The sequence below is a fragment of the Variovorax paradoxus genome (genome assembly GCF_009755665.1).
GTDB classification, from domain to species: domain Bacteria; phylum Pseudomonadota; class Gammaproteobacteria; order Burkholderiales; family Burkholderiaceae_C; genus Variovorax; species Variovorax paradoxus_G.
The window spans coordinates 1,743,665-1,769,945 of record NZ_CP046622.1 but is presented as its reverse complement, the minus strand read 5'-3'; the positions used below and the strand labels follow the sequence as shown (position 1 = coordinate 1,769,945).

At 66.3% G+C, this 26,281-nt stretch carries 26 protein-coding genes; 18 read left to right on the top strand and 8 right to left on the bottom strand.

Annotated features, from left to right (window positions below; all coding sequences use genetic code 11):
• Positions 1-5: 5 nt before the first annotated feature.
• From GOQ09_RS08245 to mnhG, 17 genes are all read left to right on the top strand, one after another.
• Positions 6-887 carry a prephenate dehydrogenase gene (locus tag GOQ09_RS08245; protein WP_157612999.1) on the top strand — a complete coding sequence of 294 codons (882 nt, stop codon included), beginning with the start codon at positions 6-8 and terminating at the stop codon, positions 885-887.
• Position 888: 1 nt separating this feature from the next.
• The gene (locus tag GOQ09_RS08240) at positions 889-2,901 is read left to right on the top strand and encodes a bifunctional 3-phosphoshikimate 1-carboxyvinyltransferase/cytidylate kinase (protein ID WP_157612998.1); all 2,013 of its coding nucleotides are present in this window, start codon (positions 889-891) and stop codon (positions 2,899-2,901) included.
• A 204-nt stretch (positions 2,902-3,105) separates the two neighbouring features.
• Positions 3,106-4,794: a 30S ribosomal protein S1 gene (rpsA, locus tag GOQ09_RS08235; RefSeq protein ID WP_126747498.1), complete on the top strand. Its 1,689-nt coding sequence runs from the start codon at positions 3,106-3,108 to the stop codon at positions 4,792-4,794.
• A gap of 71 nt (positions 4,795-4,865) precedes the next feature.
• The gene (locus tag GOQ09_RS08230) at positions 4,866-5,192 is read left to right on the top strand and encodes an integration host factor subunit beta (protein ID WP_157612997.1); all 327 of its coding nucleotides are present in this window, start codon (positions 4,866-4,868) and stop codon (positions 5,190-5,192) included.
• 50 nt (positions 5,193-5,242) lie between these two features.
• Positions 5,243-5,584, top strand: a complete 342-nt coding sequence (locus GOQ09_RS08225) for a LapA family protein (RefSeq protein WP_157612996.1) — start codon at positions 5,243-5,245, stop codon at positions 5,582-5,584.
• Entirely contained in the window at positions 5,574-6,752 is a 1,179-nt protein-coding gene (gene lapB, locus GOQ09_RS08220; RefSeq protein ID WP_157612995.1) for a lipopolysaccharide assembly protein LapB, read from the top strand. Before GOQ09_RS08225 ends, lapB begins: the two co-directional genes overlap by 11 nt.
• A 147-nt stretch (positions 6,753-6,899) precedes the next feature.
• A complete protein-coding gene (locus GOQ09_RS08215) occupies positions 6,900-7,247 on the top strand; it encodes a ComEA family DNA-binding protein (RefSeq protein WP_157612994.1) in 348 nt (115 codons plus the stop codon).
• A gap of 209 nt (positions 7,248-7,456) precedes the next feature.
• Complete coding sequence (locus tag GOQ09_RS08210; RefSeq protein ID WP_157612993.1) at positions 7,457-8,425, top strand: TRAP transporter substrate-binding protein; 969 nt, start codon at positions 7,457-7,459, stop codon at positions 8,423-8,425.
• Positions 8,426-8,446: 21 nt separating this feature from the next.
• Positions 8,447-8,956, top strand: coding sequence for a TRAP transporter small permease (locus GOQ09_RS08205; RefSeq protein WP_157612992.1), 510 nt, complete (start codon positions 8,447-8,449; stop codon positions 8,954-8,956).
• Positions 8,949-10,250 carry a TRAP transporter large permease gene (locus tag GOQ09_RS08200; protein ID WP_157612991.1) on the top strand — a complete coding sequence of 434 codons (1,302 nt, stop codon included), beginning with the start codon at positions 8,949-8,951 and terminating at the stop codon, positions 10,248-10,250. Before GOQ09_RS08205 ends, GOQ09_RS08200 begins: the two co-directional genes overlap by 8 nt.
• A 30-nt stretch (positions 10,251-10,280) precedes the next feature.
• Entirely contained in the window at positions 10,281-10,658 is a 378-nt protein-coding gene (gene crcB, locus GOQ09_RS08195; RefSeq protein WP_157612990.1) for a fluoride efflux transporter CrcB, read from the top strand.
• An 82-nt stretch (positions 10,659-10,740) separates the two neighbouring features.
• Complete coding sequence (locus GOQ09_RS08190) at positions 10,741-13,683, top strand: monovalent cation/H+ antiporter subunit A (RefSeq protein ID WP_157612989.1); 2,943 nt, start codon at positions 10,741-10,743, stop codon at positions 13,681-13,683.
• Positions 13,683-14,036, top strand: coding sequence for a Na+/H+ antiporter subunit C (locus tag GOQ09_RS08185; RefSeq protein WP_157612988.1), 354 nt, complete (start codon positions 13,683-13,685; stop codon positions 14,034-14,036). Before GOQ09_RS08190 ends, GOQ09_RS08185 begins: the two co-directional genes overlap by 1 nt.
• Positions 14,036-15,736, top strand: coding sequence for a monovalent cation/H+ antiporter subunit D (locus GOQ09_RS08180; RefSeq protein ID WP_157612987.1), 1,701 nt, complete (start codon positions 14,036-14,038; stop codon positions 15,734-15,736). Before GOQ09_RS08185 ends, GOQ09_RS08180 begins: the two co-directional genes overlap by 1 nt.
• Complete coding sequence (locus GOQ09_RS08175; protein WP_157612986.1) at positions 15,733-16,224, top strand: Na+/H+ antiporter subunit E; 492 nt, start codon at positions 15,733-15,735, stop codon at positions 16,222-16,224. The genes GOQ09_RS08180 and GOQ09_RS08175 overlap by 4 nt, the downstream gene beginning before the upstream one ends.
• Positions 16,221-16,499 (top strand): K+/H+ antiporter subunit F, encoded by a 279-nt coding sequence (locus tag GOQ09_RS08170; RefSeq protein ID WP_157612985.1) that lies wholly within the window; start codon positions 16,221-16,223, stop codon positions 16,497-16,499. Before GOQ09_RS08175 ends, GOQ09_RS08170 begins: the two co-directional genes overlap by 4 nt.
• Complete coding sequence (gene mnhG / locus GOQ09_RS08165) at positions 16,496-16,861, top strand: monovalent cation/H(+) antiporter subunit G (RefSeq protein WP_157612984.1); 366 nt, start codon at positions 16,496-16,498, stop codon at positions 16,859-16,861. The genes GOQ09_RS08170 and mnhG overlap by 4 nt, the downstream gene beginning before the upstream one ends.
• Positions 16,862-16,888: 27 nt before the next feature.
• Here the strand turns inward: mnhG and GOQ09_RS08160 are convergent, their stop codons facing one another.
• Genes GOQ09_RS08160 through GOQ09_RS08130 form a run of 7 tightly spaced genes read right to left on the bottom strand, consistent with a single transcriptional unit; the run spans position 16,889 to position 24,559 of the window.
• Positions 16,889-17,920 (bottom strand): XdhC family protein, encoded by a 1,032-nt coding sequence (locus GOQ09_RS08160; RefSeq protein WP_157612983.1) that lies wholly within the window; start codon positions 17,918-17,920, stop codon positions 16,889-16,891.
• A gap of 14 nt (positions 17,921-17,934) precedes the next feature.
• On the bottom strand, positions 17,935-18,543 hold the full coding sequence (locus tag GOQ09_RS08155) for a CoxG family protein (protein WP_157612982.1): 609 nt from the start codon (positions 18,541-18,543) through the stop codon (positions 17,935-17,937).
• A 31-nt stretch (positions 18,544-18,574) separates the two neighbouring features.
• Positions 18,575-19,789, bottom strand: a complete 1,215-nt coding sequence (locus tag GOQ09_RS08150) for a vWA domain-containing protein (RefSeq protein WP_157612981.1) — start codon at positions 19,787-19,789, stop codon at positions 18,575-18,577.
• A 25-nt stretch (positions 19,790-19,814) separates the two neighbouring features.
• The gene (locus GOQ09_RS08145) at positions 19,815-20,717 is read right to left on the bottom strand and encodes an AAA family ATPase (RefSeq protein ID WP_157612980.1); all 903 of its coding nucleotides are present in this window, start codon (positions 20,715-20,717) and stop codon (positions 19,815-19,817) included.
• Positions 20,718-20,777: 60 nt separating this feature from the next.
• Entirely contained in the window at positions 20,778-21,569 is a 792-nt protein-coding gene (locus tag GOQ09_RS08140; RefSeq protein ID WP_157612979.1) for an FAD binding domain-containing protein, read from the bottom strand.
• A gap of 22 nt (positions 21,570-21,591) precedes the next feature.
• A complete protein-coding gene (locus GOQ09_RS08135; protein WP_157612978.1) occupies positions 21,592-24,042 on the bottom strand; it encodes a xanthine dehydrogenase family protein molybdopterin-binding subunit in 2,451 nt (816 codons plus the stop codon).
• Between the two features lie 13 nt (positions 24,043-24,055).
• Positions 24,056-24,559, bottom strand: a complete 504-nt coding sequence (locus tag GOQ09_RS08130; RefSeq protein ID WP_157612977.1) for a (2Fe-2S)-binding protein — start codon at positions 24,557-24,559, stop codon at positions 24,056-24,058.
• 181 nt (positions 24,560-24,740) lie between these two features.
• On the opposite strand from GOQ09_RS08130, the gene GOQ09_RS08125 reads away from it, so the two are divergent.
• Positions 24,741-25,877 (top strand): helix-turn-helix domain-containing protein, encoded by a 1,137-nt coding sequence (locus GOQ09_RS08125; protein ID WP_157612976.1) that lies wholly within the window; start codon positions 24,741-24,743, stop codon positions 25,875-25,877.
• Between the two features lie 10 nt (positions 25,878-25,887).
• Here GOQ09_RS08125 and GOQ09_RS08120 read toward each other — a convergent pair whose 3' ends face one another.
• On the bottom strand, positions 25,888-26,265 hold the full coding sequence (locus GOQ09_RS08120) for a nuclear transport factor 2 family protein (RefSeq protein ID WP_157612975.1): 378 nt from the start codon (positions 26,263-26,265) through the stop codon (positions 25,888-25,890).
• Positions 26,266-26,281 lie beyond the last annotated feature (16 nt).

Here is a 26,281-nt window from a genome sequence, read left to right as displayed (position 1 = left end):
GCACCATGTTCGAGCAATTGGGATTGATCGGCTGCGGCCTCATGGGCGGCTCCTTTGCGCTTGCGCTCAAGCGCGCAAAGCTTGTGAAACGGGTCGTCGGCTACAGCAAGTCGCCCTCCACTACCGAGCGGGCCCGCCAGCTCGGCGTGATCGACGTGGTGGCGCCCTCGGCGCTGCTCGCGGTCTCGGGCGCAGACCTGGTGCTGCTCGCGGTGCCGGTGGCGGCATCGGAAGCCACCTTCAGGGCCATCCGCCACGGCATGTCGAGCGATACGCTGGTCATGGACGTCGGCTCGACCAAGGGCGATGTGATCGAAGCCGCGCGCAACGGCCTGCAGAGCCAATTCGCCAACTTCGTTCCGGCCCACCCGATCGCCGGCAAGGAGGTGTCGGGCATCGAACACGCCGAGGCTTCGCTTTACGCCGGCCGCAAGGTCGTGCTGACGCCCGTCAAGGCGACGCTGCGTTCCAACGTGCAGCGGGCTTCGCAGCTCTGGAGCGGCATCGGCGCCAATGTGGTCACCATGACCCATGAGGAGCACGACAGCGCCTTCGCGGCCGTGAGCCATCTGCCGCACCTGCTGGCCTTTGCCTATGTCAACGCGCTCATCGCGCAGCCGCAGGGCGATCGCTTCCTGAGCCTTGCCGGACCCGGTTTTCGCGATTTTTCGCGCATTGCCGCCAGCGATCCGGTGATGTGGCGCGACGTGCTGCTCGCCAATCGCGAGCAGGTGCTGCTGCAATCGCAGGCCTTTCGCAAGGCACTGCTGGACCTGGAGGCGCTGATGGGCGCGGCCGACACCCAGGCGCTGGAACAGTCGATTGCCGCCGCCAGAAAGGCGCGCGCCGCCTGGCAGCCCAACACCGACGCGTCCCAGGACTCCTGACATGTTCTCGACGGCATTCCTCGACATTCCCCCGCTGGCGTCGGCCGCGGGCACCGTGCAGTTGCCGGGCTCCAAGAGCATTTCGAACCGCGTGCTGCTGCTGGCCGCGCTCGCGAGCGGCACCACGACCATTCACGACCTGCTCGATTCCGACGACACCCGCGTGATGCTCGATGCGCTGCGCGCGCTTGGCTGCGGCATCGACGCCGCGGGCAGCACGCTGCGCGTGACCGGCATCGGCGGGCAACTGAAGTCCAAAGGCCAGCTGCTTCCGCTTTTCCTTGGCAACGCCGGCACTGCGATGCGCCCGCTGACTGCGGCCCTGTCGCTGCTCGGCGGTGATTTCGAGTTGAGCGGCGTACCGCGAATGCATGAGCGGCCGATCGGCGATCTGGTCGATGCGCTGACCCAGCTCGGCTGCCGCATCGACTACCTCGGAAATCCCGGCTATCCGCCGCTGCGGATCAGCCCGGTCGATCACGGCGCGCTGGTGCTCGATGCGCCCATCCGCGTACGCGGCGATGTGTCGAGCCAGTTCTTGACGGCGCTGCTGTTGGCGCTGCCGCTCGCCGCCCGAAAAGACATCGTCATCGAGGTGGTCGGCGAGCTCATCTCCAAGCCGTACATCGAGATCACGCTGAACCTGCTCGCACGCTTCGGCATCATGGTGCGGCGCGACGGCTGGGAGCGCTTCACCATTCCGACCGGCAGCAGCTATAGCTCGCCGGGCGACATCCACGTCGAGGCCGACGCGTCCTCCGCCAGCTATTTCATAGCGCTCGGGGCCATTGCCGCCGGCAATTCCAGCCACAACGGCATCCGGATCGAAGGCGTCGGCGCCGATTCGATCCAGGGCGACATCCGCTTCATCGACGCAGCCCGGCAAATGGGCGCGCGGGTCGACAGCGGGCCCAACTGGCTCGAAGTGCGCCGCGGCGCCTGGCCGCTCAAGGCCATCGACCTGGACGCCAACCACATTCCCGATGCCGCGATGACGCTGGCCGTGATGGCGCTCTATGCCGACGGCCCCAGCACCTTGCGCAACATTGCGAGCTGGCGGGTCAAGGAAACCGATCGCATCGACGCCATGGCCAACGAGCTGAGAAAGCTCGGCGCCACCGTTGAATCCGGCCCCGATTTCATCCGGGTGCATCCGCTCGCGCCGGCCGATTGGCAGGCTCCCGCCATCCACACCTACGACGACCATCGCGTGGCGATGTGCTTCTCGCTCGCGGCGTTCAACCCGGCCCAGGTGCCGGTGCGCATTCTGGAGCCGCATTGTGTCGCCAAGACCTTTCCGGACTATTTCGAAACCCTGTTCTCGGTTGCCGAGGCCACGGACATCCCCGTGATCTGCATCGACGGCCCCACCGCCTCGGGCAAGGGCACGCTCGCCGCCGAGGTGGCGCGCCTGCTGGGCTACCACTACCTGGATTCCGGTTCGCTCTACCGCGTCACCGGCTTGGCCATGCGGCGCGCCGGGCTCAGCGCCGATTCGCAGCACGAAGCGCAGATTGCCGCCATGGCGCGCACCCTGCCCCTGCACTTTGCCGAAGGCAAGGTCTTGCTGGCCGGCGAAGACGTGAGCGATGAAATCCGCACCGAAGCCGCGGGCATGGACGCCTCGCGCGTTTCCACGCTTCCCGCGGTGCGCGAGGCACTTTTGGCCCTGCAGCAGCAGTTTCGGCAGCTTCCTGGCCTGGTGGCCGACGGGCGCGACATGGGCACCGTGATCTTCCCCGACGCAAGGCTCAAGGTGTTCCTGACGGCCAGTGCCGCCCAGCGGGCCGAGCGTCGACATAAGCAGTTGATTTCAAAGGGTATTTCGACTACACTTGACAGTCTTCGCTCCGACTTGGAAGCGCGCGACGCCCGGGACTCGTCCCGCAGCGTTGCACCTCTCAAGCCGGCGCAGGACGCGCGCCACCTCGACAACTCCCAGCTGTCCATCGAGCAGTCGATCGATACGGTGTTGAACTGGTGGCAGCAAGTACAGCCTTTCAAGTCCGCTTGAAGGCTCGCGCCAGCCGGGTGTTCCGGGTGGCGCATACCGCTCCAGCAGGCTCTTCTCGCGCGACAGCGCACCGGCCGGCTGGTTGTTCAACCAACCCGGGTTTATATCCAAAAAGCCCACAAAACCGCCGTCTCCAGACCCACAGCAGCCGCACGCAATTTCGCATGAGCGCCTGCCAACCCTGCCTGACGGAAGGAACCATAAATGTCTGAATCTTTTGCCGACCTATTCGAAGAATCCCTGAAGCGTTCCGAAATGCGCACCGGCGAGGTCATCACGGCCGAAGTCGTGCGTGTCGAACACAACCACGTCGTCGTCAACGCTGGCCTCAAGTCCGAAGCGTACGTGCCGATCGAGGAGTTCAAGAACGACAAGGGCGAACTCGAAGTCCAGGCCGGCGATTTCGTTTCCGTTGCCATCGGCAGCGTTGAAAACGGCTACGGCGACACCATCCTCTCGCGCGACACCGCCAAGCGTCTGGCCTCGTGGCTCGCGCTCGAGAAGGCCCTGGAATCCGGCGACTTCGTCACCGGCACCACCAGCGGCAAGGTCAAGGGCGGCCTCACGGTGCTCGTCAACGGCATCCGCGCATTCCTGCCGGGCTCGCTGATCGATACGCGTCCGATCAAGGATCTGACGCCGTACGAAAACAAGACCATGGAATTCAAGGTCATCAAGCTCGACCGCAAGCGCAACAACGTCGTGCTGTCGCGCCGTGCCGTGGTCGAAGCCAGCATGGGCGAAGAACGCGCCAAGCTGATGGAAACCCTGAAGGAAGGCGCAGTCGTGCGCGGTGTCGTCAAGAACATCACCGAATACGGTGCGTTCGTCGACCTCGGCGGCATCGACGGCCTGCTGCACATCACCGACATGGCATGGCGCCGTGTCCGCCACCCGAGCGAAGTCGTTCAGGCCGGCCAGGAAATCACCGCCAAGATCCTCAAGTTCGACACCGAGAAGAACCGTGTCTCGCTGGGTCTCAAGCAAATGGGCGACGATCCGTGGATGGGCGTTTCGCGCCGCTACCCGCAATCGACCCGCCTGTTCGGCAAGGTCACGAACATTGCCGACTACGGCGCGTTCGTCGAACTCGAACCCGGCATCGAAGGCCTGGTGCACGTTTCCGAAATGGACTGGACCAACAAGAACATCGCTCCGAACAAGATCGTCTCGCTGGGCGACGAAGTCGAAGTCATGGTCCTCGAAATCGACGAAGACAAGCGCCGCATCAGCCTGGGCATGAAGCAGTGCAAGGCCAACCCGTGGCAAGAGTTCGCGCAAAACACCAAGCGTGGCGACCGCGTCAAGGGCCCGATCAAGTCGATCACCGACTTCGGCGTGTTCGTGGGTCTGGCTGCCGGCATCGACGGCCTGGTTCACCTCTCGGACCTCTCGTGGAACGAAGCCGGCGAAACCGCCGTTCGCAACTACAAGAAGGGCCAGGAAGTCGAAGCCATCGTGCTGGCAGTCGACGTCGACCGCGAGCGCATCAGCCTGGGCATCAAGCAGCTCGACAGCGATCCGTTCACCACGTTCACCACGGTGAACGACAAGGGCCAGATCGTGACCGGCAAGGTCAAGACCGTTGACGCCCGCGGCGCTGAAATCGACCTCGGCGAAGACATCCTCGGCTACCTGCGTGCTTCGGAAATCTCGCGCGACCGCGTCGAAGATGCCCGCAACGTGCTGAAGGAAGGCGACGAAGTCACTGCCATCGTGCTGAACGTGGATCGCAAGACCCGCAACATCCAGCTGTCGATCAAGCAGAAGGACATGGTCGACGAACAAGGCGCCATGGCCAACCTGAGCCAGCAGTCGGCACGCGAAAACGCGGGCACGACGAGCCTGGGCGCCCTGCTGCGCGCCAAGCTCGACAACAACGACAGCAAGTAAGCTGAGCCAGAAGACAGAGCAGGCCCTGGGGCCGCTCTGTCTTTTTTTTCGTCCACGTTTTTGTTTGGCCTATGACCCGCTCTGACCTCGTCGAAGAACTCGCAGCGCGCTTTGCGCAGCTGACGCACCGCGATGCCGAATACGCCGTCAAGACCATCCTCGACGCGATGAGCGACGCGCTGGTGCGCGGGCACCGCATCGAGATCCGCGGTTTCGGCAGCTTTTCGGTCAGCCGGCGTCCGCCGCGCATCGGCCGCAACCCGCGTTCGGGCGAGAGCGTTCAGATTCCCGAAAAGCGGGTGCCGCATTTCAAGCCGGGCAAGGCGCTGCGCGAAGCGGTCGACGCAAAGACCGCCGAACTCGGCGGCAGCAAGGAAGCCAGGAGCACCAAGGCCTGATCCCGCATGCATGATGCAAACGTAGAATGCTCCCGGCAACGGGAATGGCTATGAAATACCTCCTGTGGCTGCTCAAGGCAGCCATTTTTTTTACGCTTTTCGCCTTCGCGCTGAACAATCAGCACGACGCGACCGTCTATTTCTTCTTCGGCACCCATTGGCGCGCGCCGCTGGTGCTTGTCGTGCTCGCAGCCTTCGCCGGCGGACTCGTGGTGGGTGCGCTCGGCATGCTGCCCGGATGGTGGAAGCACCGCGCCGCCGCGGCGGCCCAGCAGCCTTCCGCGCCGCAACAAACCCCGGCAACGACCGGGTCGGCGGTCGCCACCGCGCCTGCGCCGGCCCCCTCCATCTCCGCCACCGACCTTCCCGCCGTACGTCAACATGGACTTTGATCCCAGCTGGCTGCTGATCAGCCTGCCCGTCGCCTTTGTGCTGGGCTGGCTCGCATCGCGCTTCGACATCCGGCAACTCAAGCTGGAGAACAGGCAAGCCCCCAAGGCCTATTTCCGCGGCCTCAACTTCCTGCTGAACGAGCAGCAGGACCAGGCCATCGACGCCTTCATCGAGGCCGTGCAGAACGACCCCGACACGCAAGAGCTGCACTTCGCGCTCGGCAACCTGTTCCGCCGGCGCGGCGAATACCAGCGCGCCGTGCGCGTGCATGAGCACCTGCTAGGCCGCGGTGACCTGAGCCGTGCCGACCGGGAGCGCGCGCAGCACGCACTCGCGCAAGACTTCCTGCGCGCCGGCCTGCTCGACCGTGCCGAGGCGGCGCTGCAAAAACTCGAAGGCACGCGCTACGAGAACGAAGCACGTCTCGCGCTTCTGGCCATCTACGAACGTTCTCGCGAATGGACCCAGGCCGCCGACGTGGCGAAGAAACTCGATGAGTCGGACCAGGCGAGCTACAGCACGCGCCGGGCGCACCATCTCTGCGAGCAGGCCGCCGAACAGGTCGCAGCCGGCGACATGGCAGCGGCCGGCCGGCTGCTCTCCGAAGCCGTGGCACTGGCGCCCCAAGCACCGCGCCCGGCGATCGATTCGGCCACGCTGCAGTTGCGCAACGGCGAGGCAACCGCAGCCTTCGACACCCTCGTTGCATTGAGCGATACCGCCCCGCTCGCGCTGCCGCTGTATGCGCCGGCGCTGCAGCAAGCCGCCGTTGCCGCGCACCGCGAAGGCGAGGCGCTCGCACTGCTGCAACGGCGCTATGCCGATTCGCCGTCGATCGACGTTCTCGAGGCGCTGATGGCGCTCGGCGGTTCGCCGACCGCGGCTGTTCCGGCGGCCGATGGCCAGCCGCTCGCGCCGCGCGACGGCTACATCGCGCATCTCGCCCAACAGCCTTCACTGGTCGCTGCATCGCGCTGGCTGGCCGGCGAGCGCTTCGAGCATGAGCAGTTCCACCCGCAAGTGCAACGCGCGCTCGACCAGGCCACCCGTCCGCTCATGCGCTACCGCTGCGCCGCATGCGGCTTCGAGGCGCACCAGTACTTCTGGCACTGCCCCGGCTGCCAGGCCTGGGACAGCTATCCACCGCGCCGCGTCGAGGAACTCTGAGCAACGTTCCGAACATGGTTCGGAACAATGGTCACCAGGGGCCTTGCGGCACGCGAGGCCGTCAACGCCCCTTTCCCTGCACTCGTTGAACGCGAGCCGGCACCTCCGTCGGCAAACAGTCAAATCAACAAATCAGGGAGTTCGAACATGTTCAAGAAAATCCTGGCCACCATGGCCATGCTGTTTGCGGTTGCCTCGTTCGCCGCAGTCGATGTCAACAAGGGCACGGCGGCCGATCTCGACGGCATCAAGGGCGTGGGGCCCGCAATGTCCAAGCGCATCCTCGACGCCCGCAAGGAAGGCGAGTTCAAGGACTGGCCCGACTTCATGCAGCGCATCAAGGGCGTGAAGGAAAAGAAGGCAGAAAAGTTGTCGGCCGAAGGCCTGACGGTGAACGGCCAGGTCTTCGGTGGCCAAGCCAGCGCGCCGGCCGCAGCCAAGGCAGCCAAGCCCGTGAAGGCAACCGCTGCCGACGCGAAGCCGGCCAAGCCCTGATCGCGTCCGACGGTCCGCCGGCGGTGCCGCGCTCGCGGCACTTGGCAACGCAATGACCGAAGCCGCCGCAAGGCGGCTTTTTTGTGCGCGCCGCAACAGGAAAGCGGCCGCGGCACCAAGCCGCGTGGCAGGGAAATGCCTCAGCGTATGGCCCGGAATTTGCACGTATGCTCGCTTTCGTTTTCACTTTCATACGTTCCGGAGCACTCATGAATCACAAGTTCGGTATTGCCCTCGCTGGTCTCACTCTCGGCGCCGCAGCCTTCGCGCAAACCAAGTGGGATCTGCCCACCGCCTACCCGGCGAGCAACTTCCACACCGAGAACAACGTGCAGTTCGCCAGCGACGTCGACAAGGCCAGCGGCGGCAAGCTCAAGATCACGGTGCACGCCAACGCCTCGCTGTTCAAGGCGCCCGAAATCAAGCGCGCGGTGCAAGGAGGCCAGGCGCAACTCGGCGAGATCCTGCTGGTCAACTACCAGAACGAATGGCAGATGTTCGGTGCCGACGGCATCCCGTTCCTTGCGGACAGCTACGACGCCGCCTGGAAGCTGTACCAGGCGCAGAAGCCCGTGCTCGAGAAGAAGCTGGCCGAACAGGGCATCGTGCTGCTCTATGCAGTGGCCTGGCCGCCGCAAGGCATCTTCGTGAAGAAGGAAATCGCCTCCGCCGCCGACCTCAAGGGCGTAAAGTGGCGCGCCTACAGCCCCGCCACCGCGCGCATCGGCGAACTCGTCGGCGCACAGCCGGTCACCGTGCAGCAGGCCGAACTGTCGCAAGCCATGGCCACCGGCGTGATCGAGTCGTACATGTCGTCCGGTTCCACCGGCTATGACACCAAGACCTACGAGTACATCAAGAACTTCTACGACACACAGGCTTGGCTGCCCAAGAACGCGCTGCTCATGAACAAGAAGGCCTTCGACGCGCTCGACAAGCCCACGCAGGACGCCGTATTGAAGGCGGCCGCCGATGCCGAGAAGCGCGGCTGGGACATTTCGAAGAAGAAGAACATCGAGTACCTCGACCTGCTCAAGAAGAACGGCATGACGGTTCATGTGCCTTCCGCCGCGCTCAAGTCCGACATGAAGAAAGTCGGCGACACCATGCTCAAGGAGTGGCTCGAAAAGGCGGGCCCCGACGGGCAGGCGGTGGTCGACGCCTACAAGAAGATGTGACGCATCGCCGAACAACTTGCGATGCGAAAGACACTCGATTTTCTGTACGACAGCGCCGCCGCCCTGGCGGCGCTTTTCATGATCGGCCTCCTCGTGATGGTGCTGCTCTCCATCATCGGCCGGCAGCTTCATTTCAACATTCCGGGCATCGATGCCTATGCGGGCTACCTGATGGCCGGCGCCGGTTTTCTTGCGCTCGCGCACACGCTCAAGCGCGGCGAGCATATCCGCGTGACCCTGGTGCTGCAGAACCTGCCGCCCGCCGCGCAACGCTGGCTCGAACGCTGGGCCATGGGCGCGGGCGCCCTGCTCGCGCTGCTGTTCGCCTGGTACAGCGCGCGGCTGGTCTACCAGTCCTACGACTTTCACGATATTTCCACGGGCAACGACGCCACCCCGCTGTGGCTGCCGCAACTCTCGATGGCCGTCGGCGCGCTGGTGTTTGCCATCGCGGCTTTCGACGAGTTCGTGATCGAGTGGCGCGGAAGACCGGCCAAGCCGGTCGGAACGGAGGCCCTGCGCCATGAGTGACATTGCCGTTGCAGGCCTGCTGATTGCCGCGCTCTTCCTGATTCTGGGCAGCGGCGTGTGGATCGGTCTCACGCTCTCCGGCGTGGCGTGGATCGCCATGCAGGTTTTCTCGTCGCGCCCCGCGGGCGACGCCATGGCGGTGACCATCTGGGGCTCGGCCTCGAGCTGGACGCTCACCGCGTTGCCGCTGTTCATATGGATGGGCGAGATCTTGTTCCGCACGCGGCTCTCGCAGGACATGTTCAAGGGGCTCGCGCCCTGGATGCAAAGCCTGCCGGGACGGCTGCTGCACACCAACGTGGTGGGCTGTGCGGTGTTCGCGGCGGTGTCGGGCTCGAGCGCAGCCACCTGCGCCACCATCGGCAAGATGAGCCTGCCCGAGCTCAAGCGCCGCGGCTACCCCGACGACATGGTCATCGGCACGCTGGCCGGGGCCGGCACGCTGGGCCTCTTGATTCCGCCATCGATCATCATGATCGTCTACGGCGTGAGCGCCGATGTGTCCATCGCACGCCTGTTCATCGCGGGCGTGATCCCCGGCATCCTGCTCGCGCTGCTGTTCTCGGGGTACATCGTTTTCTGGTCGCTGCGCCATCCCGACCGCATTCCGCCGGCCGATGCCAGGCTGCCCTTTGTCGAGAAGCTGCGGGCATCGCTCTCGCTGATCCCGGTCGCGCTGCTGATCCTGTCGGTGCTCGGCTCCATCTACGCAGGCATTGCCACGGCCACCGAAGCGGCGGCGGTGGGTGTCGTGGGCGCCATGATCATCTCGGCCGCGCAGGGCTCGCTCAGTTGGCACAGCTTCAAGGAAGCGCTGCTCGGTGCCACGCGGCTCTACTGCATGATGGCGCTGATTCTCGCGGGCGCGGCCTTTCTCACGCTCGCCATGGGCTACATCGGCCTGCCGCGGCACCTGGCCGAGTGGATCGGTTCGCTCGGGCTCTCGAAGTTCCAGCTGATCGTGATGCTCGCGGTTTTCTACGTCGTGCTGGGCTGTTTCCTCGACGGCATCTCGATGGTGGTGCTCACCATGGGTGTCATCATGCCCACGGTGACCTCCGCCGGCATCGACCCGATCTGGTTCGGCATCTTCGTCGTGCTGGTGGTCGAGATGGCGCAGATCACGCCGCCGGTCGGCTTCAACCTCTTCGTGCTGCAAGGCATGACGGGAAAAGACCTGCTCTACATCGCGCGAGTCACGCTGCCGATGTTCATGCTGATGGTGGCCGCCGTGCTCATCATCTACTTCGTGCCGCAACTGGTCACCTGGCTGCCTCAGCAAATGGCGCCATGAACAGGGACGAACGTCCCCGACAATAGACCGATGCTGCTTCCGATTCTCGCCATCTGCGTCGGCGCCTCTGTCGGCGCGCTGGCGCGCTGGGGGCTCGCGCTCTGGTTCGGGGCCGGGGGGCTCATGCCATGGGGCACCCTGGCCGCCAACCTGATCGGGGGCTACCTCATCGGCGTGGCCATTGCCTCGTTCCAGTTGCTGCCCGATCTCGATCCCATCTGGCGGCTCGCGTTGGTGACCGGCTTCCTCGGCGGGCTCACCACGTTCTCGAGCTTTTCGGCCGAAGTGGTGACCATGCTCCTCGAAGGACGGTTGGGCGTGGCGCTGCTCACGGCCACAGCACATCTCGGGGGCTCGCTGTTCGTCACCTGGCTGGGCATACGCAGCGTTCAGGCCCTGGCCGCCTGACGCCGCGCCGCGCTTAAATCGCGCGGAGCTTCGGGGTTTCTGAAGGGCTCTTCCAGAGGGCCGCTCGATAGAATCGACCGCAATGCCCCTGGTCTTTCTCGTCGCACTCCCCTTCATTGCCAGCGTGCTGGCCGCGTTGATGCCGTCGAACGCGCGCAACCGGGAGTCGACGCTGGCGGGGCTCGTTGCGCTGGGCTGTGCGGTGCAGGCGGCGTGGTTCTTTCCGCAAATTGCACACGGCAACGTGCTGCGCCAGGAAATCGCGTGGCTGCCGGAACTCGGCCTCAACCTCGTGTTTCGCATGGACGGCTTTGCCTGGCTGTTCTGCATGCTGGTGCTCGGCATCGGGGCATTGGTGGTGCTCTATGCGCGCTACTACATGTCGGCCTCCGATCCGGTGCCGCGCTTCTTCTCGTTCTTTCTCGCGTTCATGGGCGCGATGATGGGCGTGGTGCTCTCGGGCAACCTCATCCAGCTGGTGCTGTTCTGGGAACTCACCAGCCTGTTCTCGTTTCTGCTGATCGGCTATTGGCATCACCGGCGCGACGCACGGCGCGGCGCGCGCATGGCGCTTACCGTCACCGGTGCCGGCGGGCTCTGCCTGCTGGCCGGCGTGCTGGTGCTGGGCCGCATTGCAGGCAGCTACGAGCTCGACGTGGTTCTGGCTTCAGGCAACGCAATCCGCGCGCACGCGCTCTACCCCACCGCGCTGGTGCTGATACTGCTTGGCGCCTTCACCAAGAGCGCGCAGTTCCCGTTCCACTTCTGGCTGCCGCGCGCCATGGCGGCGCCCACCCCGGTTTCGGCCTACCTGCATTCGGCCACGATGGTGAAGCTCGGCGTGTTCCTGATGGCGCGGCTGTGGCCTGTGCTCTCGGGTACCGAGCTGTGGTTCTGGCTGGTGGGCGGCGCGGGCGCCATCACGCTGCTGCTCGGCGGCTTCGTTGCCATGTTCCAGCGCGATCTGAAGGCGCTGCTGGCCTACTCGACCATCTCGCACCTGGGGCTCATCACGCTGCTGCTCGGGCTCAACAGCCCACTCGCGGCGGTGGCGGCGGTGTTCCACGTCATGAACCATGCGACCTTCAAGGCATCGCTTTTCATGGCGGCCGGCATCATTGACCACGAGAGCGGCACGCGCGACATCCGCAAGCTCAGCGGCCTGATGCGGCTGATGCCGATCACCGGCACGCTGGCGGTGATTGCAAGCGCTTCGATGGCCGGCGTGCCGCTGCTCAACGGCTTTCTCTCGAAGGAGATGTTCTTCGCCGAGACGGTGTTCATCCAGGCAACGCCTTGGATCAACGTGAGCCTGCCGATCATCGCAACCGTGGCGGGCATCTTCAGCGTGGCCTATTCGGCACGCTTCGTGTTCGACGTGTTCTTCGGCCCACCCTGCGGCCCCGAGGTGCCGAAGGAGCCGCACGAGCCTCCGCACTGGATGCGCGTGCCGGTCGAGCTGCTGGTGCTGGTGTGCCTCGTGGTCGGCGTGGCGCCCGCGTGGTCCATCGGCGCGCTCCTGGCCGCTGCCGCCACGCCGGTGGTCGGCGGCGTGCTGCCTGAATACAGCCTGGCCGTGTGGCACGGCTTCAACCTGCCGTTGGCCATGAGCTTCGTGGCACTGGCCGGCGGCATGGCGCTCTACCTGTCGCAGCGCCGCCGGCGCGCGCGCGGCGACCTGGCGCACACGCCGCTGCTGCACCGCTTCGACGGCCAAGCCATCTTCGAGCACCTGCTCGCGCAGCTCAGTGAAGCTGGCCGCCGGAGCCGACGCGTGCTGGGCACCCGGCGCCTGCAAACGCAGTTGCTGCTGCTGATTGCAGTGGCCGCTGTGGGCGCCGCGGTTTCGCTGTGGACCGCGCCCGTTGCACGCGGCACCCGCGAGCTGCTGCCCTTCTCGACGATGTTTGCGATGACCTGGCTTATCGGCGGCGTCTGTGCGCTGGCCGCGGCATGGCAGGCAAAGTTCCACAGGCTCGCCGCGCTGATGCTGGCCTCGGGCGCGGGCCTGGTGTGCTCGGTCACCTACATCTGGTTCTCGGCACCCGACCTTGCGCTGACGCAGCTCGTGGTCGAAGCCGTCACCACGGTGCTGATCCTCCTGGGCCTTCGCTGGCTGCCGATGCGCAGCAAGGACGCGATCCAGCCCGCGCGCGCCAGGCTGCGCCCCTGGGGCCGGCGCGGGCGCGACCTGCTGGTGGCGGCCGCCGCAGGCGGCGGCATGTCGGCACTGGCCTGGGTGATGATGACGCGGCCGTTTCCGCAGAGCATCTCGCCCTTCTTCCTGGAGCGCGCGCTCACCGAAGGCGGCGGCACCAATGTGGTCAACGTGATGCTGGTCGACTTTCGCGCTTTCGACACCTTCGGCGAAATCACGGTGCTCGGTGTGGTGGCCCTCACCGTGTATGCGCTGCTGCGCCGCTTCCGTCCGGCGCGCGAATCGATGGCCCTGCCGGTGCAGCAGCGCCTGCAGGCCGACGACGGCAGCAGCGATCTGTTGAACCCCCGCCTCGCCAAGGACACTGCCGTGGGCTACCTGATGGTGCCGGCCGTGCTGGTGCGGCTGCTGCTGCCGCTTGCGGTGCTGGTCGCGGTCTACTTCTTCATGCGCGGCCACAACTCGCCCGGCGGCGGCTTCGTCGCGGGGCTGGTGATGTCGGTTGCACTGCTGCTGCAGTTCATCGTCTCGGGCACCGAATGGGTGGAAGAGCACCTGCGCATCTATCCGCGCCGCTGGATCGCCGTCGGCCTGCTGCTGGCGCTGACGACAGGCAGCGGCGCGGTGGTGTTCGGCTATCCGTTCATGACCACGCACACTGCTCACTTGCACCTTCCGGTGCTCGGCGAGCTGCATGTGCCGAGTGCGCTCTTCTTCGACATCGGCGTGTTCGCGCTGGTGCTCGGCGCCACCATGCTCATTCTTACCGCGCTGGCCCACCAGTCGATACGCAGCCACCGCTGGGCCGACGAGCAGGCCGAAAAGGAAGCACAGGCCCAGTCCGAAGCCGTGGAGGGGGTGCACTGATGGAAATCGTGCTCGCACTCGCCATTGGCGTGCTCACCGGCTCGGGCGTGTACCTGCTGCTGCGTCCCCGCACCTTCCAGGTGATCATGGGCCTCACGCTCATCTCGTACGCGGTCAACCTCTTCATCTTCAGCATGGGGCGGCTCAAGCTCGACAGCGAGCCGGTGCTGGTCAAGGGCTTCACTTCCACACTGGCCAACACCGCAGACCCGATGCCGCAAGCCCTGGTACTCACGGCCATCGTGATCGGCTTTGCGATGACCGCGCTGTTCCTCGTGGTGCTGCTGGCCTCGCGCGGGCTGGCCGGCACCGACCACGTGGACGGCGAAGAGCGGCAGGAGGCGGCCGAGTGATGGAACCGGTACAACTGCTCGACCGCCTGCTCGACTTCAGCATGCCGCATCTGGTGGCGGTACCGATCCTCGTGCCCTTGCTCACCGCGGCATTGATGCTGCTGCTCGGCGAAAGCCGGCGCCGCGCCAAGTCGGCCCTGAGCGTGGTCTCGGGGCTGGTGGGCCTGCTGGCGGCGCTGGCGCTGCTGCGCTGGGTGAATGCGCCCGATACGGGCGACGGTCCGGGGTCGATCGGCGTCTACCTGCCCGGCAACTGGCAAGCGCCCTTCGGCATCGTGCTGGTGGCGGACCGCCTCTCGACCATGATGGTGGCGTTGACGGGCGTCGTCGCGTTTGCGGCTTCGATCTATTCCACCTCGCGCTGGGACCGGGCCGGCGTGCATTTCCATCCGCTGCTGCAGCTGCAGCTCATGGGCCTGAACGGCGCCTTTCTAACCGGCGACCTGTTCAACCTGTTCGTCTTCTTCGAGGTGATGCTCGCTGCCTCCTACGGCCTGCTGCTGCATGGTTCGGGCCGGCTGCGCGTGCAGGCCGGGCTGCACTACATCGCCATCAACCTGGCCGCCTCTTCCCTCTTCCTGATCGGCGCGGCGCTGCTCTACGGCGTGACGGGCACGCTCAACATGGCCGACCTGAGCGTGCGCATCGCCGAGCTCGCGCCGGCCGACCGCGGCCTGGTGCATGCGGCGGCCGCCATCCTCGCGACCGCGTTCTTCGCAAAGGCCGGCGCATGGCCGCTCAACTTTTGGCTGGTGCCGGCCTACAGCGCGGCGGTGTCGCCGGTGGGCGCGGTCTTCGCGCTGCTGACCAAGCTCGGCATCTACACGCTGCTGCGGCTGTGGACCCTGCTCTTTGCGCCGGATGCCGGCGCGTCGGCCGCGTTCGGCCAGTCGGCGCTCATTGCCATCGGCCTTGCCACACTGTTCGCGGGCGCCATGGGCATCGTCGGCACGCAGCGGCTCTCCAATCTTGCGGGCTTCAGCGTGCTGGTGTCGGCGGGCACGCTGCTGGCCGCCTTGGGGCTCGGCGAACCCGCCGTTTGGGCCGGCGCGCTCTACTACCTTCTGAGCTCCACGCTCGCGGTCAGCGCCTTCTTCCTCTTGATCGACATGATCGAGCGCTGGCGCAATGCCGGCATGAGCGTTGCGCCGCACGAAGCGGCGGGCAATGCGCCCTTCCTGGCCGAAGACCTGCGCGTGCTCGACGACGTGAACCTCGACGACGAAGCGCAGGCGCTCTATGGCCGCGCAATTCCGGCCGGCGTGGCGTTTCTCGGCCTGAGCTTCATCGGCTGCACCTTGCTGCTTGCGGGCCTGCCGCCGTTCTCCGGCTTCGTGGGCAAGTTTGCGATACTCTCCGGCGCCTTCGCGACCAGCGGCACCTCGACGCCGGCGTGGATTTTTCTGGCGCTGCTGATCGCCTCGGGCTTCCTGGCGCTGATTGCGCTGAGCCGCACCGGCATCCGCCATTTCTGGACCCAGCCGCATCCCACCATGCCGGCGCTGCCCGCGCTCGAGGTGCTGCCCGTGGCCGGCCTGCTCGCCGCCTGCGTCGCGCTGACGGTGTGGGCTGGCCCCGTCATGCGCCACGCGCTCATCACCGCCGAAGGGCTGCGCACGCCCACGGCGTATCGCAACGCGGTGCTCGATGCACGGCAGGTGCCCAACCCCGTGCCTGCGCAGAAGGGCACGGCACCATGAAGCGCTGGATTCCTTCGCCGCCGCTGTCGATTGCGCTCTTCGCGGTATGGCTCCTGCTCAACCAGTCGCTGGAGGCCGCCACGCTGGCATCGGCCGCGGTGCTGGCCATTGCGGTGCCGCTGCTCACCAAGGGCCTCCGGCCGGCTGCCGTGCGCATGCGCAAGCCATGGGTCGCATTGCGGCTCACGGGCCGGGCGACGGCGGACATGCTGCAATCGGCTCTCTTCGTGGCGCGCCGGCTGCTCACGCGGCGCACATCGCGCATCGAATCGAAGTTCGTGAACGTGCCGCTCGATCTGCGCGACCCGAACGGGCTTGCGGTGCTGGCCATGATCATGTGCCTCACGCCGGGCACCGCCTGGGGCGAAATCTCGTTCGACAGCTGCGTGCTGCTGATCCACGTGTTCGACGTCGAGGACGAAGCCGCCTTCGTCGCCATGATCAAGCAGCGCTACGAACGCCCCCTGATGGAGATCTTCGAATCATGACGCCTGTACTCTTCTGGGCCCTGAAGCTCGCGCTCCTGCTGTTGGCCGTGGCCATGCTCTGCGCGCTTACCCGCCTTCTGGCCGGGCCGACCGCGCAAGACCGCGTGATGGCGCTGGACTGCCTCTACATCAACGGCATGCTGATGATGCTGGTGCTCGGCATCGTCTATGCGAGCAACGTGTATTTCGAAGCGGCCATGCTCACGGCGCTGTTCGGCTTTGTGGGGTCGACGGCCATGGCCAAGTTTCTATTGCGCGGGGAGGTCATCGAATGACTGATTTCATCGTGGGGCCGCTGCCGCTGTGGGCGGAAATCGTCACCGCCGTGTTCGCGGTGCTCGGCGCAGCCTTCGCCGCCATCGGCTCCTTCGGCCTCGTGCGCCTGCCCACCTTCTTCCGCCGCATTCATGCGCCGACGCTCGGCGCCACGGTGGGCGTGTGGTGCATGACCATCGCCACCATCGTGTATTTCTCGGTGCAGGGCTACAGCCTGTTCCTGCATGCCGTGCTGATCGTTCTCTTCATTGCGCTCACGGCTCCCATCACCACCATCTTCCTGATGCGCGCCGCGCTCTTTCGCGAGCGGCAAAAGGGCGGCGACGTGCCGCCCGCGGCAAAGACGGGCCCGCTGAACTGAACTGAAGAGAGAAAGCTCGCCAGAGCCTCAGCTCATCGCGAGCTGCTGCAGGCCCTTGGCGCGCGCCACTTCCATTTCGCGCGGCAGCGTCACGCCGTTCTTCACCGCAAGAATTTCCGCCATCACGCTGACGGCGATTTCCGGCGGCGTCTTGCTGCCAATGTAGATGCCGATGGGGCCGCGCAGCCGCGCGAGCGATTCGGCCGTCTGGTCGAAGTGCTCGATCATGCGGTCGCGCCGCGCATCGGCATTGCGGCGCGAGCCGATGGCGCCCACATAGAACGCCTCGCTCTGCAGAGCTTCGAGCAGCGCCAGGTCGTCGAGCTTCGGGTCGTGCGTGAGCGCGACCACGCAGCTGCGCCGGTCGGGCCTGAAGGCCAGCACCGCATCGTCGGGCATCTCGGTGGTGATCTCCACGCCGGGCAGCGACCACGCAGTGCGGTATTCCGCGCGCGGGTCGCACAGCGTCACGGCAAAGCCGCTGAACTTGGCCATCGTGGCAAGGTATTCAGCCAACTGCCCCGCGCCGATGAGCAGCATGCGGTATTCGGGGCCAAAGGTGGTGGTGAGCTCGGTGTCGTTCACCTTGAGTTCGTCCGGCGCCTTGGCTTCGTTCAGCCGCACGGCACCGTTGGCGAGCGTGACGGTGCGCTGCATCAGCTTGCCCTGCTCGAGCTCGGCCACCAAGTCGGCGAGCAAGGCGGCATCGGGGTCGTACTCGAGCAGCAGTTCCAGCGTGCCGCCGCAGGGCAGGCCAAAACGATGCGCCTCGTCGGCCGTGATGCCGTACTTCACGAGCCTGGGCGGTGCGCCTGGCGGCACTTCTTCGCCCTGATCGTTCTTCGCGTGGGCGTGGCTGTAGCGGGCGATCAGGTCATCCTCGATACAGCCGCCCGAGACCGAGCCCACCACCGCGCCGTCGTCCGCCAGCGCCATGATCGAGCCCACCGGCCGCGGCGACGAGCCCCAGGTGCGCACCACCGTGGTCAGCAGCGCGCGCTTGCCGGCCTGACGCCAGTCGCGCAGCGTGCGCAGCACCATCACATCGAGATTTTCCATGGCGTCGCCAGTCCTCAGCTTTCGTTCCCCGGTGCGGCGGACGCGTCCTTGTCGTCCTTCTTGCCGAGACCAATTTTTTTCATGAGACCCGACATGACGCCTGCTTTCTCCGCGGGTGCCTCCGCTGTTTCTTCGGCGGCCGTTGGCGGCGGTCCGTAGCGGCTCTGCATCTCGGCCTCGAAGCGCTTGAAAAAGTCGTCCGCAGTCGACTTGGCCGCGCCGTCGATCAGGCGCTGTCCAAGCTGGGCGATCTTGCCGCCGACCTGCGCCTGCACGGTGTAATCGAGTTCGCAGCCGGCCGGCGCCGACTCGGCCGCGGCGCCGTCCAGCGGCCTGAGCGTCACGCTGGACGATCCCTTGGCGAAGCCCGCAACACCGCCCTGCCCTTCGAAGGTGAGCTTGTAGCCGTCGGGCGCCACGATGTCGGACAGCATCACCTTGCCGTTGAACTTGGCGGACACCGGGCCGATCTTGACGGCCAGCGCCACGCTGTACTGGTTGTCGCCCGTGAGCTCGAACTTGTCGCAGCCGGGAATGCACTTCTTGAGCGTCTCGGGGTCGTTCAGCGCTTCCCACGCCTGTTGCTGCGTGATTCCGAGGCGGCGGTTGCCGAGCATTTCCATGGTGGATTTCCTTCTTGTTTCCTGTAGGGGCCTAGCGGCCGGATCGCATCAGTGCGGCAATGCTCGCGGCCAACTGTTCGAGGGCACCGAGATTGTGGACTGCCAGCATCGCGTCTGCATGCCGGTGCAGCACGCCGGCCCCACGCGCCAAAGGGGCGTAGCCCTCGAAGCGCAGCAGCGGGTTGAGCCACAGCAGCCGGCGCGAATGGCGCTTGAGCCAGAGCAACTCGCTTTCCAGCAGCGCGGGCTCGCCGGTATCGAGCCCGTCACTGATCACCAGCACCAGCGTACGGCGCCCCGTGAGCCGGCGCGCATGCGCACGGCGCAGCTCGGCCAGCGAGCTCCCCAGCCGGGTGCCGCCCGCGAAATCGTCGATCGCGAGGCTGGCCGCGCCCAACATGGCGTCGGTATCGGCCAGCCGGAAAGCAGGGGTCAGGTCGGTCAGGCGGGTGCCGAATGCGAATACATCGCGCCGCCCGGCGCGGCGGGTGGCTGCATGCAGAAACGCGAGCAGCAGGCGCGCATAGCGCTCCATCGAGCCGGACACATCGACCAGCACCAGGAGCGGCAGCGGCTGCTCGCGCCGGCTCAGCTTCGGCAGGCGAAGAATTTCACCGCCCGTGCGCGCCGCCTCGTGCAGCACGCCAGGCCAATGCATGCGCGCATGCTGCGAGCCCGCATCGTTGGCAGCGCGCAGCCGGCGGGAAGGCAGCGAAGGAATGGGCAACGAGATATCGCGCGCAAGGCGTTCGACCAGCCGGTATTCCGAAGCGCCGAGCGCATTGAAGTCCGCATGCTGGAGCCGCCGGCGGTCGCTAGACGTCATGGCAGCATCGAACTCGACCTCCTTGTCGGGCTTGGCAGCCACGGCGGGCTTGGCTGGGTCGCGCGGCGCAGTGAGCGCTTCGCGAACGCGCGGGCGGCGCTTCGAGGGCTCGGCTTTGCCTTCGGCGCTCGGCAGCATTTGCGCGAGCAGCTTGTTGGCGAGTTCGGGGTCGCGAAACCACGCATCGAACAGTTCGCGAAACACCATGCGGTCCTGCTCGCGGCTCACCATCACGGCTTCCATGGCCGCGCTCAGGTCGAGCCGGCTTTCGACGCCGACCAGCGTGGCCGCTTCGGCAGCAAGTGAGATTCGCATGGCATCGGTGCGCACACCGGCACGGCGCAGCGCGCGGCCAAAGGCGGTGATGTTGCCGGCGAGCTTGCCGCTGCGTACATCGCCGAGTTGCTGGATACCTGTCATTGCGGGCAGCCTTGGCAAGCCGCGCTCAGGGCGCAACCGGCTCTTCGGGTTTCAGCAGGTCGGACGCCAGTTCGCGCGTGAGCGCGGCCACGTCGTCGCGCTGCTTGAACAGGATGCCCGCGGTGTCGACCACCACTTCAGGATCGAGCTCGACCGTATCGAGCGCAATCAGCGCCCGGGCCCACTCGACGCTTTCGGCGATGCCGGGCGCGCGTTGGAACGCGTTGACGAACGGTGCATCGCGCAACCGCGCGACAAAGGCCGCCACCTGGGCCGAAAGCCTCTCGCCGGCCTGCGGCACCTGGGCCCGCACAATGGCCAGTTCGCGTTCGCGCTCGGGGTAGTCGAGCCAGTGATAGAGGCACCGCCGCTTGACCGCATCGTTGAGTTCGCGCGTGCGGTTGCTGGTAAGGATAGTGACCGGCGGCACCACCGCGCGCACCGTGCCCAGCTCGGGAATGCTGACCTGGTATTCGCCAAGGTATTCGAGCAGGAAGGCCTCGAACGGTTCGTCGGCGCGGTCGACCTCGTCGATCAGCAGCACCGCGCCGGGGGCCGGAGTTTGCAGCGCCTGCAGCAGCGGGCGCCGGATCAGGTAGTGCGGCTGGTACACCTCGGCTTCCACGTCGCGCGCCGCGCCCGTGGCTTCGGCCGCGCGCATGTGCAGCAGTTGCGCGGCATAGTTCCATTCATAAAGTGCCTCGCGCTGCTCCAGCCCGTCGTAGCACTGAAGGCGCAGCAGCTCGCGGCCAAGCGCGGTCGACAGTGCCTTCGCAAGCTCGGTCTTGCCCACTCCGGGCTCGCCTTCGAGCAGCAGCGGGCGCTGCAGCTTGAGCGCAAGGAACACGGCCGTCGCCAGGCGGCGGTCGGCAAAGTAGCCGGCCTTCATCAAGCCGTCCGAAAGAGAATCGATGGTCGGGAAGATCATGGCAAAGCGTAGCGGAAGACGCGAGATGTCGTCGCGCCTTCCGGTTCTCGCCCCGCTGCTTCAGCCCAGCGCCTTGGTCACGGCGCGCTGCGTGAGCACGCTGATCAGGTTGGCGCGGTAGGCCGCAGAAGCATGCAGGTCGCCGTTGAGCTCGCTCGCATCGATCTTCACGGCTGCGGCGGCCGCGGCGGTAAAGCTCTTGTTGAGCGCATCTTCGAGCCCCGCGTGGCGGAACACGCCGTTGCCCGCGCCGGTAATGGCCACCCGCACGCCGCTGTCGTATTGCGCCAGGAACACGCCGACCAGCGGAAAGTGCGACGCCTTCTGGCGCAGCTTTTCGTACACGGCGCGCTTGGGAACCGGAAAGCGGATGGAAGTGATCAGCTCGTCCTCTTCCAGCGCCGTGGTGAAAAGCCCCAGGAAGAAGTCGTCCGCCGCGATCTCGCGCTTCGTGGTGATGACCGTTGCGCCCGAGCCGAGCACCGCACTGGGATAGCACGCCGCCGGATCGTTGTTGGCCACCGACCCGCCGATGGTGCCCATCGCGCGCACCTGCCGGTCGCCGATGCGCGAGGCCAGGTCGGCGAGCGCGGGGAACGCGGCTTTCACGTCGGGGTTGTTGGCCACGTCCAGGTGGCGCGACATGGCACCGATGGTGATCGCGCTGCCGTCTTTCTTGATGCCGGTGAGTTCCTTGACGCCGCCAAGGTCTACCAGCCGCTCGGGCGCGGAGAGCCTGAGCTTCATGGAAGCAAGCAGCGTTTGCCCGCCGGCCAGCGGCTTGGCGCCGGCGGTCACCAGCTTGGCCGCATCGGCGACGGTGGAGGGCCGTTCGAGTGTGAAGGCGTACATGGTGTGATTCCTTCTTTTATGTTCAGGGAGCCGGGCGGCCTTGGGTGCTTGCGGAGAGCGCGGGCTCCTGCGGCTGCGCATCCGCCGCCGCGCTTCCGCTGCCCTTTTGCATCGCCTCCCACACTCGGCTGGCCGAGGCGGGCATGTCGAAGTCCTTGACGCCGAGCGGCGCCAGCGCGTCGAGCACGGCGTTGATCACCGCTGGCGGCGAGCCGATGGCGCCTGCCTCTCCGCAGCCCTTGGTGCCGAGCGGGTTGTGCGTGCATGGCGTGCACACGGTGTCGAGCTTGAACTGCGGAAAGTCGCCGGCTCTCGGCATGGCGTAGTCCATGAAGCTGCCGGTGAGCAGCTGGCCGGTCTCGTTGTCGTACACGCAGTTTTCGAGCAGCGCCTGGCCGATGCCCTGCACCAGCCCGCCGTGCACCTGGCCCTCGACGATCATCGGGTTGATGATGGTGCCGAAGTCGTCCACGGCGGTGAAGCGGTCGACGCGCACCTCGCCGGTCTGCTTGTCCACCTCGACCTCGCAGATGTAGGTGCCGCCCGGGAAGGTGAAGTTGGTCGGGTCGTAGAAGGCGGTTTCGTTCAGCCCGGGCTCGAGCTTGTCGAGCGGGTAGTTGTGCGGCACGTAGGCCGTGAGCGCCACCTGGCCGAACGGAATCTTCTTGTCGGTGCCCTTGACCGTGAACTCGCCGTTCGCAAACTCGATGTCGGCATCGCTCGCTTCCATCAGGTGCGCAGCAATCTTCTTGGCCTTGGTCTCGATCTTGTCGAGCGCCTTCATGATGGCCGCACCGCCCACGGAGATCGAGCGCGAGCCATAAGTGCCCATGCCGAAAGGCACGCGGCCGGTGTCGCCGTGCACCACGTCGACGTTGTCGACCGGAATGCCCAGCCGCGCCGCGACCACCTGCGCAAAGGTGGTTTCGTGCCCCTGCCCATGGCTGTGCGAGCCGGTGAACACCGTCACGCTGCCGGTCGGGTGCACGCGGATTTCACCGCATTCGAACAAACCGGCCCGCGCGCCCAGCGCACCCGCGATGTTCGAAGGCGCGATGCCGCAGGCCTCGATGTAGCTCGAATAGCCGATGCCGCGCAGCTTGCCCTGGGCTTCGCTCGCCGATTTGCGCTGCGCATAGCCTTCGACTTCGGCCAGCGCCTTGGCCTTGTCCATGCAGGCGTGGAAGTCGCCCGTGTCGTATTGCAGCGCCACCGGCGTCTGGTACGGGAACGTGGTGATGAAGTTGCGCTTGCGGATCTCGTCCTGGCCCAGGTTCATTTCCCAGGCGCAGCGCGACACGAGGCGCTCCAGCAGGTAGGTGGCTTCGGGCCGCCCCGCCCCGCGGTAGGCATCGACTGGCGCGGTGTTGGTGAACCACGCATCGACCTCGACATAGATCTGCGGCGTGGTGTACTGGCCCGCGAGGAGCGTGGCGTAGAGGATGGTCGGCACTGCGGTCGAGAAGGTCGACAGGTAGGCGCCCAGGTTGGCATCGGTGTGCACGCGCATCGCCAGGAACTTGCCGTCCTTGTCCATCGCCATTTCGGCGTGGCTCACATGGTCGCGGCCATGCGCATCGGACAAGAAGCACTCGGAGCGCTCGGCCGTCCACTTGATGTTGCGATTGAGCTGCTTGGCGGCCCAGGTCAGGCACACGTCTTCGGCGTACAGAAAGATCTTGGAGCCGAAGCCGCCACCCACGTCGGGCGCAATCACGCGCACTTTGTGCTCGGGCAGGCCGAGCACAAAGGCGGTCATCAACAGGCGCTCGACGTGCGGGTTCTGGTTGGACACATACAGCGTGTAGTCGTCGGTGCCGCGGCTGTAGCTGCCGATGGCCACGCGCGGCTCAATCGGATTGGGCACCAGCCGGTTGTTGACCAGGTCGAGCTTGGTCACGTGCGCGGCATTGGCAAACACCGCGTCCACCGCGGCCTTGTCGCCCAGCGCCCACTTGTAGCACCGGTTGTCGGGCGCCTCGTCGTGCAGCGTGACGCCGCTCGCCGTCTTGGCCGCGTCGGCCACGCTCACCAGCGCGGGCAGCACGTCGTAGTCGACCACCACGGCCTCGGCCGCGTTCTTAGCCTGCTCGACCGTTTCGGCCACCACCATGGCCACATGGTCGCCCACGTAGCGCACCTTGTTGATCGCCAGGATCGGGTGCATCGGCTCCTTCATGGGCGTGCCGTCGGGATTGTTGATGAGCCAGCCGCAGGGCAGCCCTCCCATCTTTCCTTCGATGTCCTTGCCGGTGAAGATGCCAACCACGCCGGGCATCTTGAGCGCCTCGGCCGTGTCCACAGACTTGACGACGGCGTGGGCGTGCGGCGAGCGCACGAAGACCGCATGGCTCTGGTTGGCCAGCGTGATGTCGTCGGTGTAGTTGCCCGCGCCGGTCAGGAAGCGATAGTCTTCCTTGCGCCGCAGCGCCTCGCCGATGTGGGGCAGGTTCGAGAAGTCGGAAGCACCCATGATGCCGCTCCGTTCAGGCTGCGGCCGTGGCCGTGGTCTTGACCGGCGTACCCGAGGCCATCGCCTCGCCGCCCATCTGCACCGCCTTGACGATGTTCTGGTAGCCCGTGCAGCGGCACAGGTTGCCATCGAGCAGCTCGCGAATTTCGGACTCGCTCGACTTGGGGTGGTGCGTGCACAGGTCGATGGCGCTCATGACCATGCCGGGGGTGCAAAAGCCGCATTGCAGGCCGTGGCACTCCTTGAAGGCGGCCTGCATGGGGTGCATGGTGCCGTCCGGCTGGGCCACGCCCTCGATGGTGGTGATTTGCGCGCCGGCCACTTGCCCGACCAGGATGTTGCACGACTTCACCGCGCGCCCGTTCAGGTGCACGGTGCATGCGCCGCATTGGGCGGTGTCGCAGCCGACATGCGTGCCGGTGAGATGAAGATGCTCGCGGATCGCGTGCACCAGAAAAGTGTTGGGGGGAGCGTCGACCGTGGCCGGTCGGCCGTTGACCGTGAAAGCTACCTGCATTTGGCTGTCTCCGTTGAAGGTGATGGCTGGTTCAGCGAATGGCATCTTGGACGCCGCCCCCCTGCACTATCCTAGGCAAAACCCTCACCGCTTGCGCAGTGCGCGCGAAATTCTCAAAATGAAACAACTTGCGGCCAGGCAAGCTCCATAAAAAAACGCCCCATCCGAGCGAATCGACCCGATGTCCGCCTCCACCGTTCCGTCCCTCCCCGAGCGCTCCCTCGCCATTGCGCAAGCCCGACGGGAGCTGATCCACGGCGCGGCCGGCCGCTCGCGGGGCACCCTGCGCATCGAGCCGTGGATCGTCCGCTCGTGGCAGCGCTGCATCGAGGCGGGGCGACAGCCTCAGGAGCGCGTGAACTTCGACCCAGTGGCGCCGTCCGCCATTCGAGAGGTGGCCGAGCGCAACCGGGCTCTTCTGGCTGCGGCCCGCCCGGTGATCGAACGGGTGTCCCGCGCCATTGCCGACACGCGCTATTTCGCGGTGCTGACCGACGCCAAGGGCATCGTGGTCGACGTGGGCCCGCTGCCCGACGGCACCGACACCTCCACCCGTTACGCCCGCCACATCGCGCGCGTGGGGGTCGACCTTTCGGAGCGCGCGGTCGGCACCAGCGCCATCAGCACCGCGCTGACCGAGCAGGAATCGGTGTGGCTGCACCGCGGCGAACATTTCTTCGAGGACACCAGCATCTACAGCTGCGCCGGGGCGCCGCTCTTCGGTCCACAGGGAGACTGCATCGGCATGCTCGACCTGACCGGCGTTCAGGTGGTGGAGCGGCCGGAACTGCGGCACCTGGCCGTTCTGTCGGCGCGCAGCATCGAGAATACGCTGGTGCTGAACGAGCCTTGCGAGCTGCGCCTGCATCTCTCCTGGCCGGGCTGCCCCGGCAACGAGGCCACCGAAGGCCTCCTGTGCATCGACGGAAGCGGCAACGTCACGGGCGCCAATGCGGCGGCGCGGCAGATGCTGCACCAGCCCCTGGCGCGCGGTCAGCATGCGCTGCATTGCAACGACCTGTTCGCACTTCCCCTGAACATGCTCTTCGACGCCGCCCGGCGTGGCGACGCCGTGCTCGAAGTGCCGCTCTGGTCGGGCCTGCGCGTTCAGGTCGAGGCCCGGCGCGGTGGGCGTCGCTCAGCGGCTTCGGCACCCGAAGCCCAGCCAAGGCTGCGCGACGTGGAAACCGCCCTGATCCGCAAGGCCGTGGCCGATGCGCGCGGCAACGTGGCCGAAGCCGCGCGCACCCTCGGCATCAGCCGCGCCACGGTCTACCGCAAACTGTGGCGCGGGCGGCCCGCCGGGTCTGCCGACTGAACCGCGGCCTTCAGGCGCCGACCGGCACCTTGTCGAGGAAGCCGGTCACCGAGCGCAGCTTGCCGGCGTCTAGGTGTGCAAAGTCGGTGCCTTGGATCAGGTCTTCGGCTCCGCTGGGGCCCAGCGTCCAAGAAAAGCGCAGGTTGTCGCCGTGCGCCTCGGGATTGCCGAACAGGCTGAAGCGAAAGCCCGGATAGCGCTGGTGCACCGCGCCGACCAACGCGCTGATCTGCTCGCGGCCGCTGGCCTGCGCCATCGGGTCCACGTAGCGCGCATCGGCCGTCCAGGCGGCTTCGATCAACTCGGCCCTGCGTGCGGCATCGGTCTCGTTCCAGACGGCGATGTAGCGCTGGGCAATGGCGGTGGCGTCGTGTGCGGCGGTGTTCATGATGACGATTCCTTTC

Coding starts and splice junctions, on each gene's coding strand:
- lapB (WP_157612995.1), top strand. CDS start 5,574: ATGGACTTTGATCCCAGCTGGCTGCTGATCAGCCTGCCCGTCGCCTTT.
- GOQ09_RS08215 (WP_157612994.1), top strand. CDS start 6,900: ATGTTCAAGAAAATCCTGGCCACCATGGCCATGCTGTTTGCGGTTGCC.
- GOQ09_RS08130 (WP_157612977.1), bottom strand. CDS start 24,559: ATGCAGGTAGCTTTCACGGTCAACGGCCGACCGGCCACGGTCGACGCT.
- GOQ09_RS08225 (WP_157612996.1), top strand. CDS start 5,243: ATGAAATACCTCCTGTGGCTGCTCAAGGCAGCCATTTTTTTTACGCTT.
- GOQ09_RS08185 (WP_157612988.1), top strand. CDS start 13,683: ATGGAAATCGTGCTCGCACTCGCCATTGGCGTGCTCACCGGCTCGGGC.
- GOQ09_RS08125 (WP_157612976.1), top strand. CDS start 24,741: ATGTCCGCCTCCACCGTTCCGTCCCTCCCCGAGCGCTCCCTCGCCATT.
- GOQ09_RS08245 (WP_157612999.1), top strand. CDS start 6: ATGTTCGAGCAATTGGGATTGATCGGCTGCGGCCTCATGGGCGGCTCC.
- GOQ09_RS08190 (WP_157612989.1), top strand. CDS start 10,741: ATGCCCCTGGTCTTTCTCGTCGCACTCCCCTTCATTGCCAGCGTGCTG.
- GOQ09_RS08200 (WP_157612991.1), top strand. CDS start 8,949: ATGAGTGACATTGCCGTTGCAGGCCTGCTGATTGCCGCGCTCTTCCTG.
- GOQ09_RS08230 (WP_157612997.1), top strand. CDS start 4,866: ATGACCCGCTCTGACCTCGTCGAAGAACTCGCAGCGCGCTTTGCGCAG.
- mnhG (WP_157612984.1), top strand. CDS start 16,496: ATGACTGATTTCATCGTGGGGCCGCTGCCGCTGTGGGCGGAAATCGTC.
- GOQ09_RS08180 (WP_157612987.1), top strand. CDS start 14,036: ATGGAACCGGTACAACTGCTCGACCGCCTGCTCGACTTCAGCATGCCG.
- crcB (WP_157612990.1), top strand. CDS start 10,281: ATGCTGCTTCCGATTCTCGCCATCTGCGTCGGCGCCTCTGTCGGCGCG.
- GOQ09_RS08155 (WP_157612982.1), bottom strand. CDS start 18,543: ATGGAAATGCTCGGCAACCGCCGCCTCGGAATCACGCAGCAACAGGCG.
- GOQ09_RS08150 (WP_157612981.1), bottom strand. CDS start 19,789: ATGACAGGTATCCAGCAACTCGGCGATGTACGCAGCGGCAAGCTCGCC.
- GOQ09_RS08145 (WP_157612980.1), bottom strand. CDS start 20,717: ATGATCTTCCCGACCATCGATTCTCTTTCGGACGGCTTGATGAAGGCC.
- rpsA (WP_126747498.1), top strand. CDS start 3,106: ATGTCTGAATCTTTTGCCGACCTATTCGAAGAATCCCTGAAGCGTTCC.
- GOQ09_RS08170 (WP_157612985.1), top strand. CDS start 16,221: ATGACGCCTGTACTCTTCTGGGCCCTGAAGCTCGCGCTCCTGCTGTTG.
- GOQ09_RS08205 (WP_157612992.1), top strand. CDS start 8,447: ATGCGAAAGACACTCGATTTTCTGTACGACAGCGCCGCCGCCCTGGCG.
- GOQ09_RS08135 (WP_157612978.1), bottom strand. CDS start 24,042: ATGGGTGCTTCCGACTTCTCGAACCTGCCCCACATCGGCGAGGCGCTG.
- GOQ09_RS08240 (WP_157612998.1), top strand. CDS start 889: ATGTTCTCGACGGCATTCCTCGACATTCCCCCGCTGGCGTCGGCCGCG.
- GOQ09_RS08120 (WP_157612975.1), bottom strand. CDS start 26,265: ATGAACACCGCCGCACACGACGCCACCGCCATTGCCCAGCGCTACATC.
- GOQ09_RS08175 (WP_157612986.1), top strand. CDS start 15,733: ATGAAGCGCTGGATTCCTTCGCCGCCGCTGTCGATTGCGCTCTTCGCG.
- GOQ09_RS08140 (WP_157612979.1), bottom strand. CDS start 21,569: ATGTACGCCTTCACACTCGAACGGCCCTCCACCGTCGCCGATGCGGCC.
- GOQ09_RS08210 (WP_157612993.1), top strand. CDS start 7,457: ATGAATCACAAGTTCGGTATTGCCCTCGCTGGTCTCACTCTCGGCGCC.
- GOQ09_RS08160 (WP_157612983.1), bottom strand. CDS start 17,920: ATGGAAAATCTCGATGTGATGGTGCTGCGCACGCTGCGCGACTGGCGT.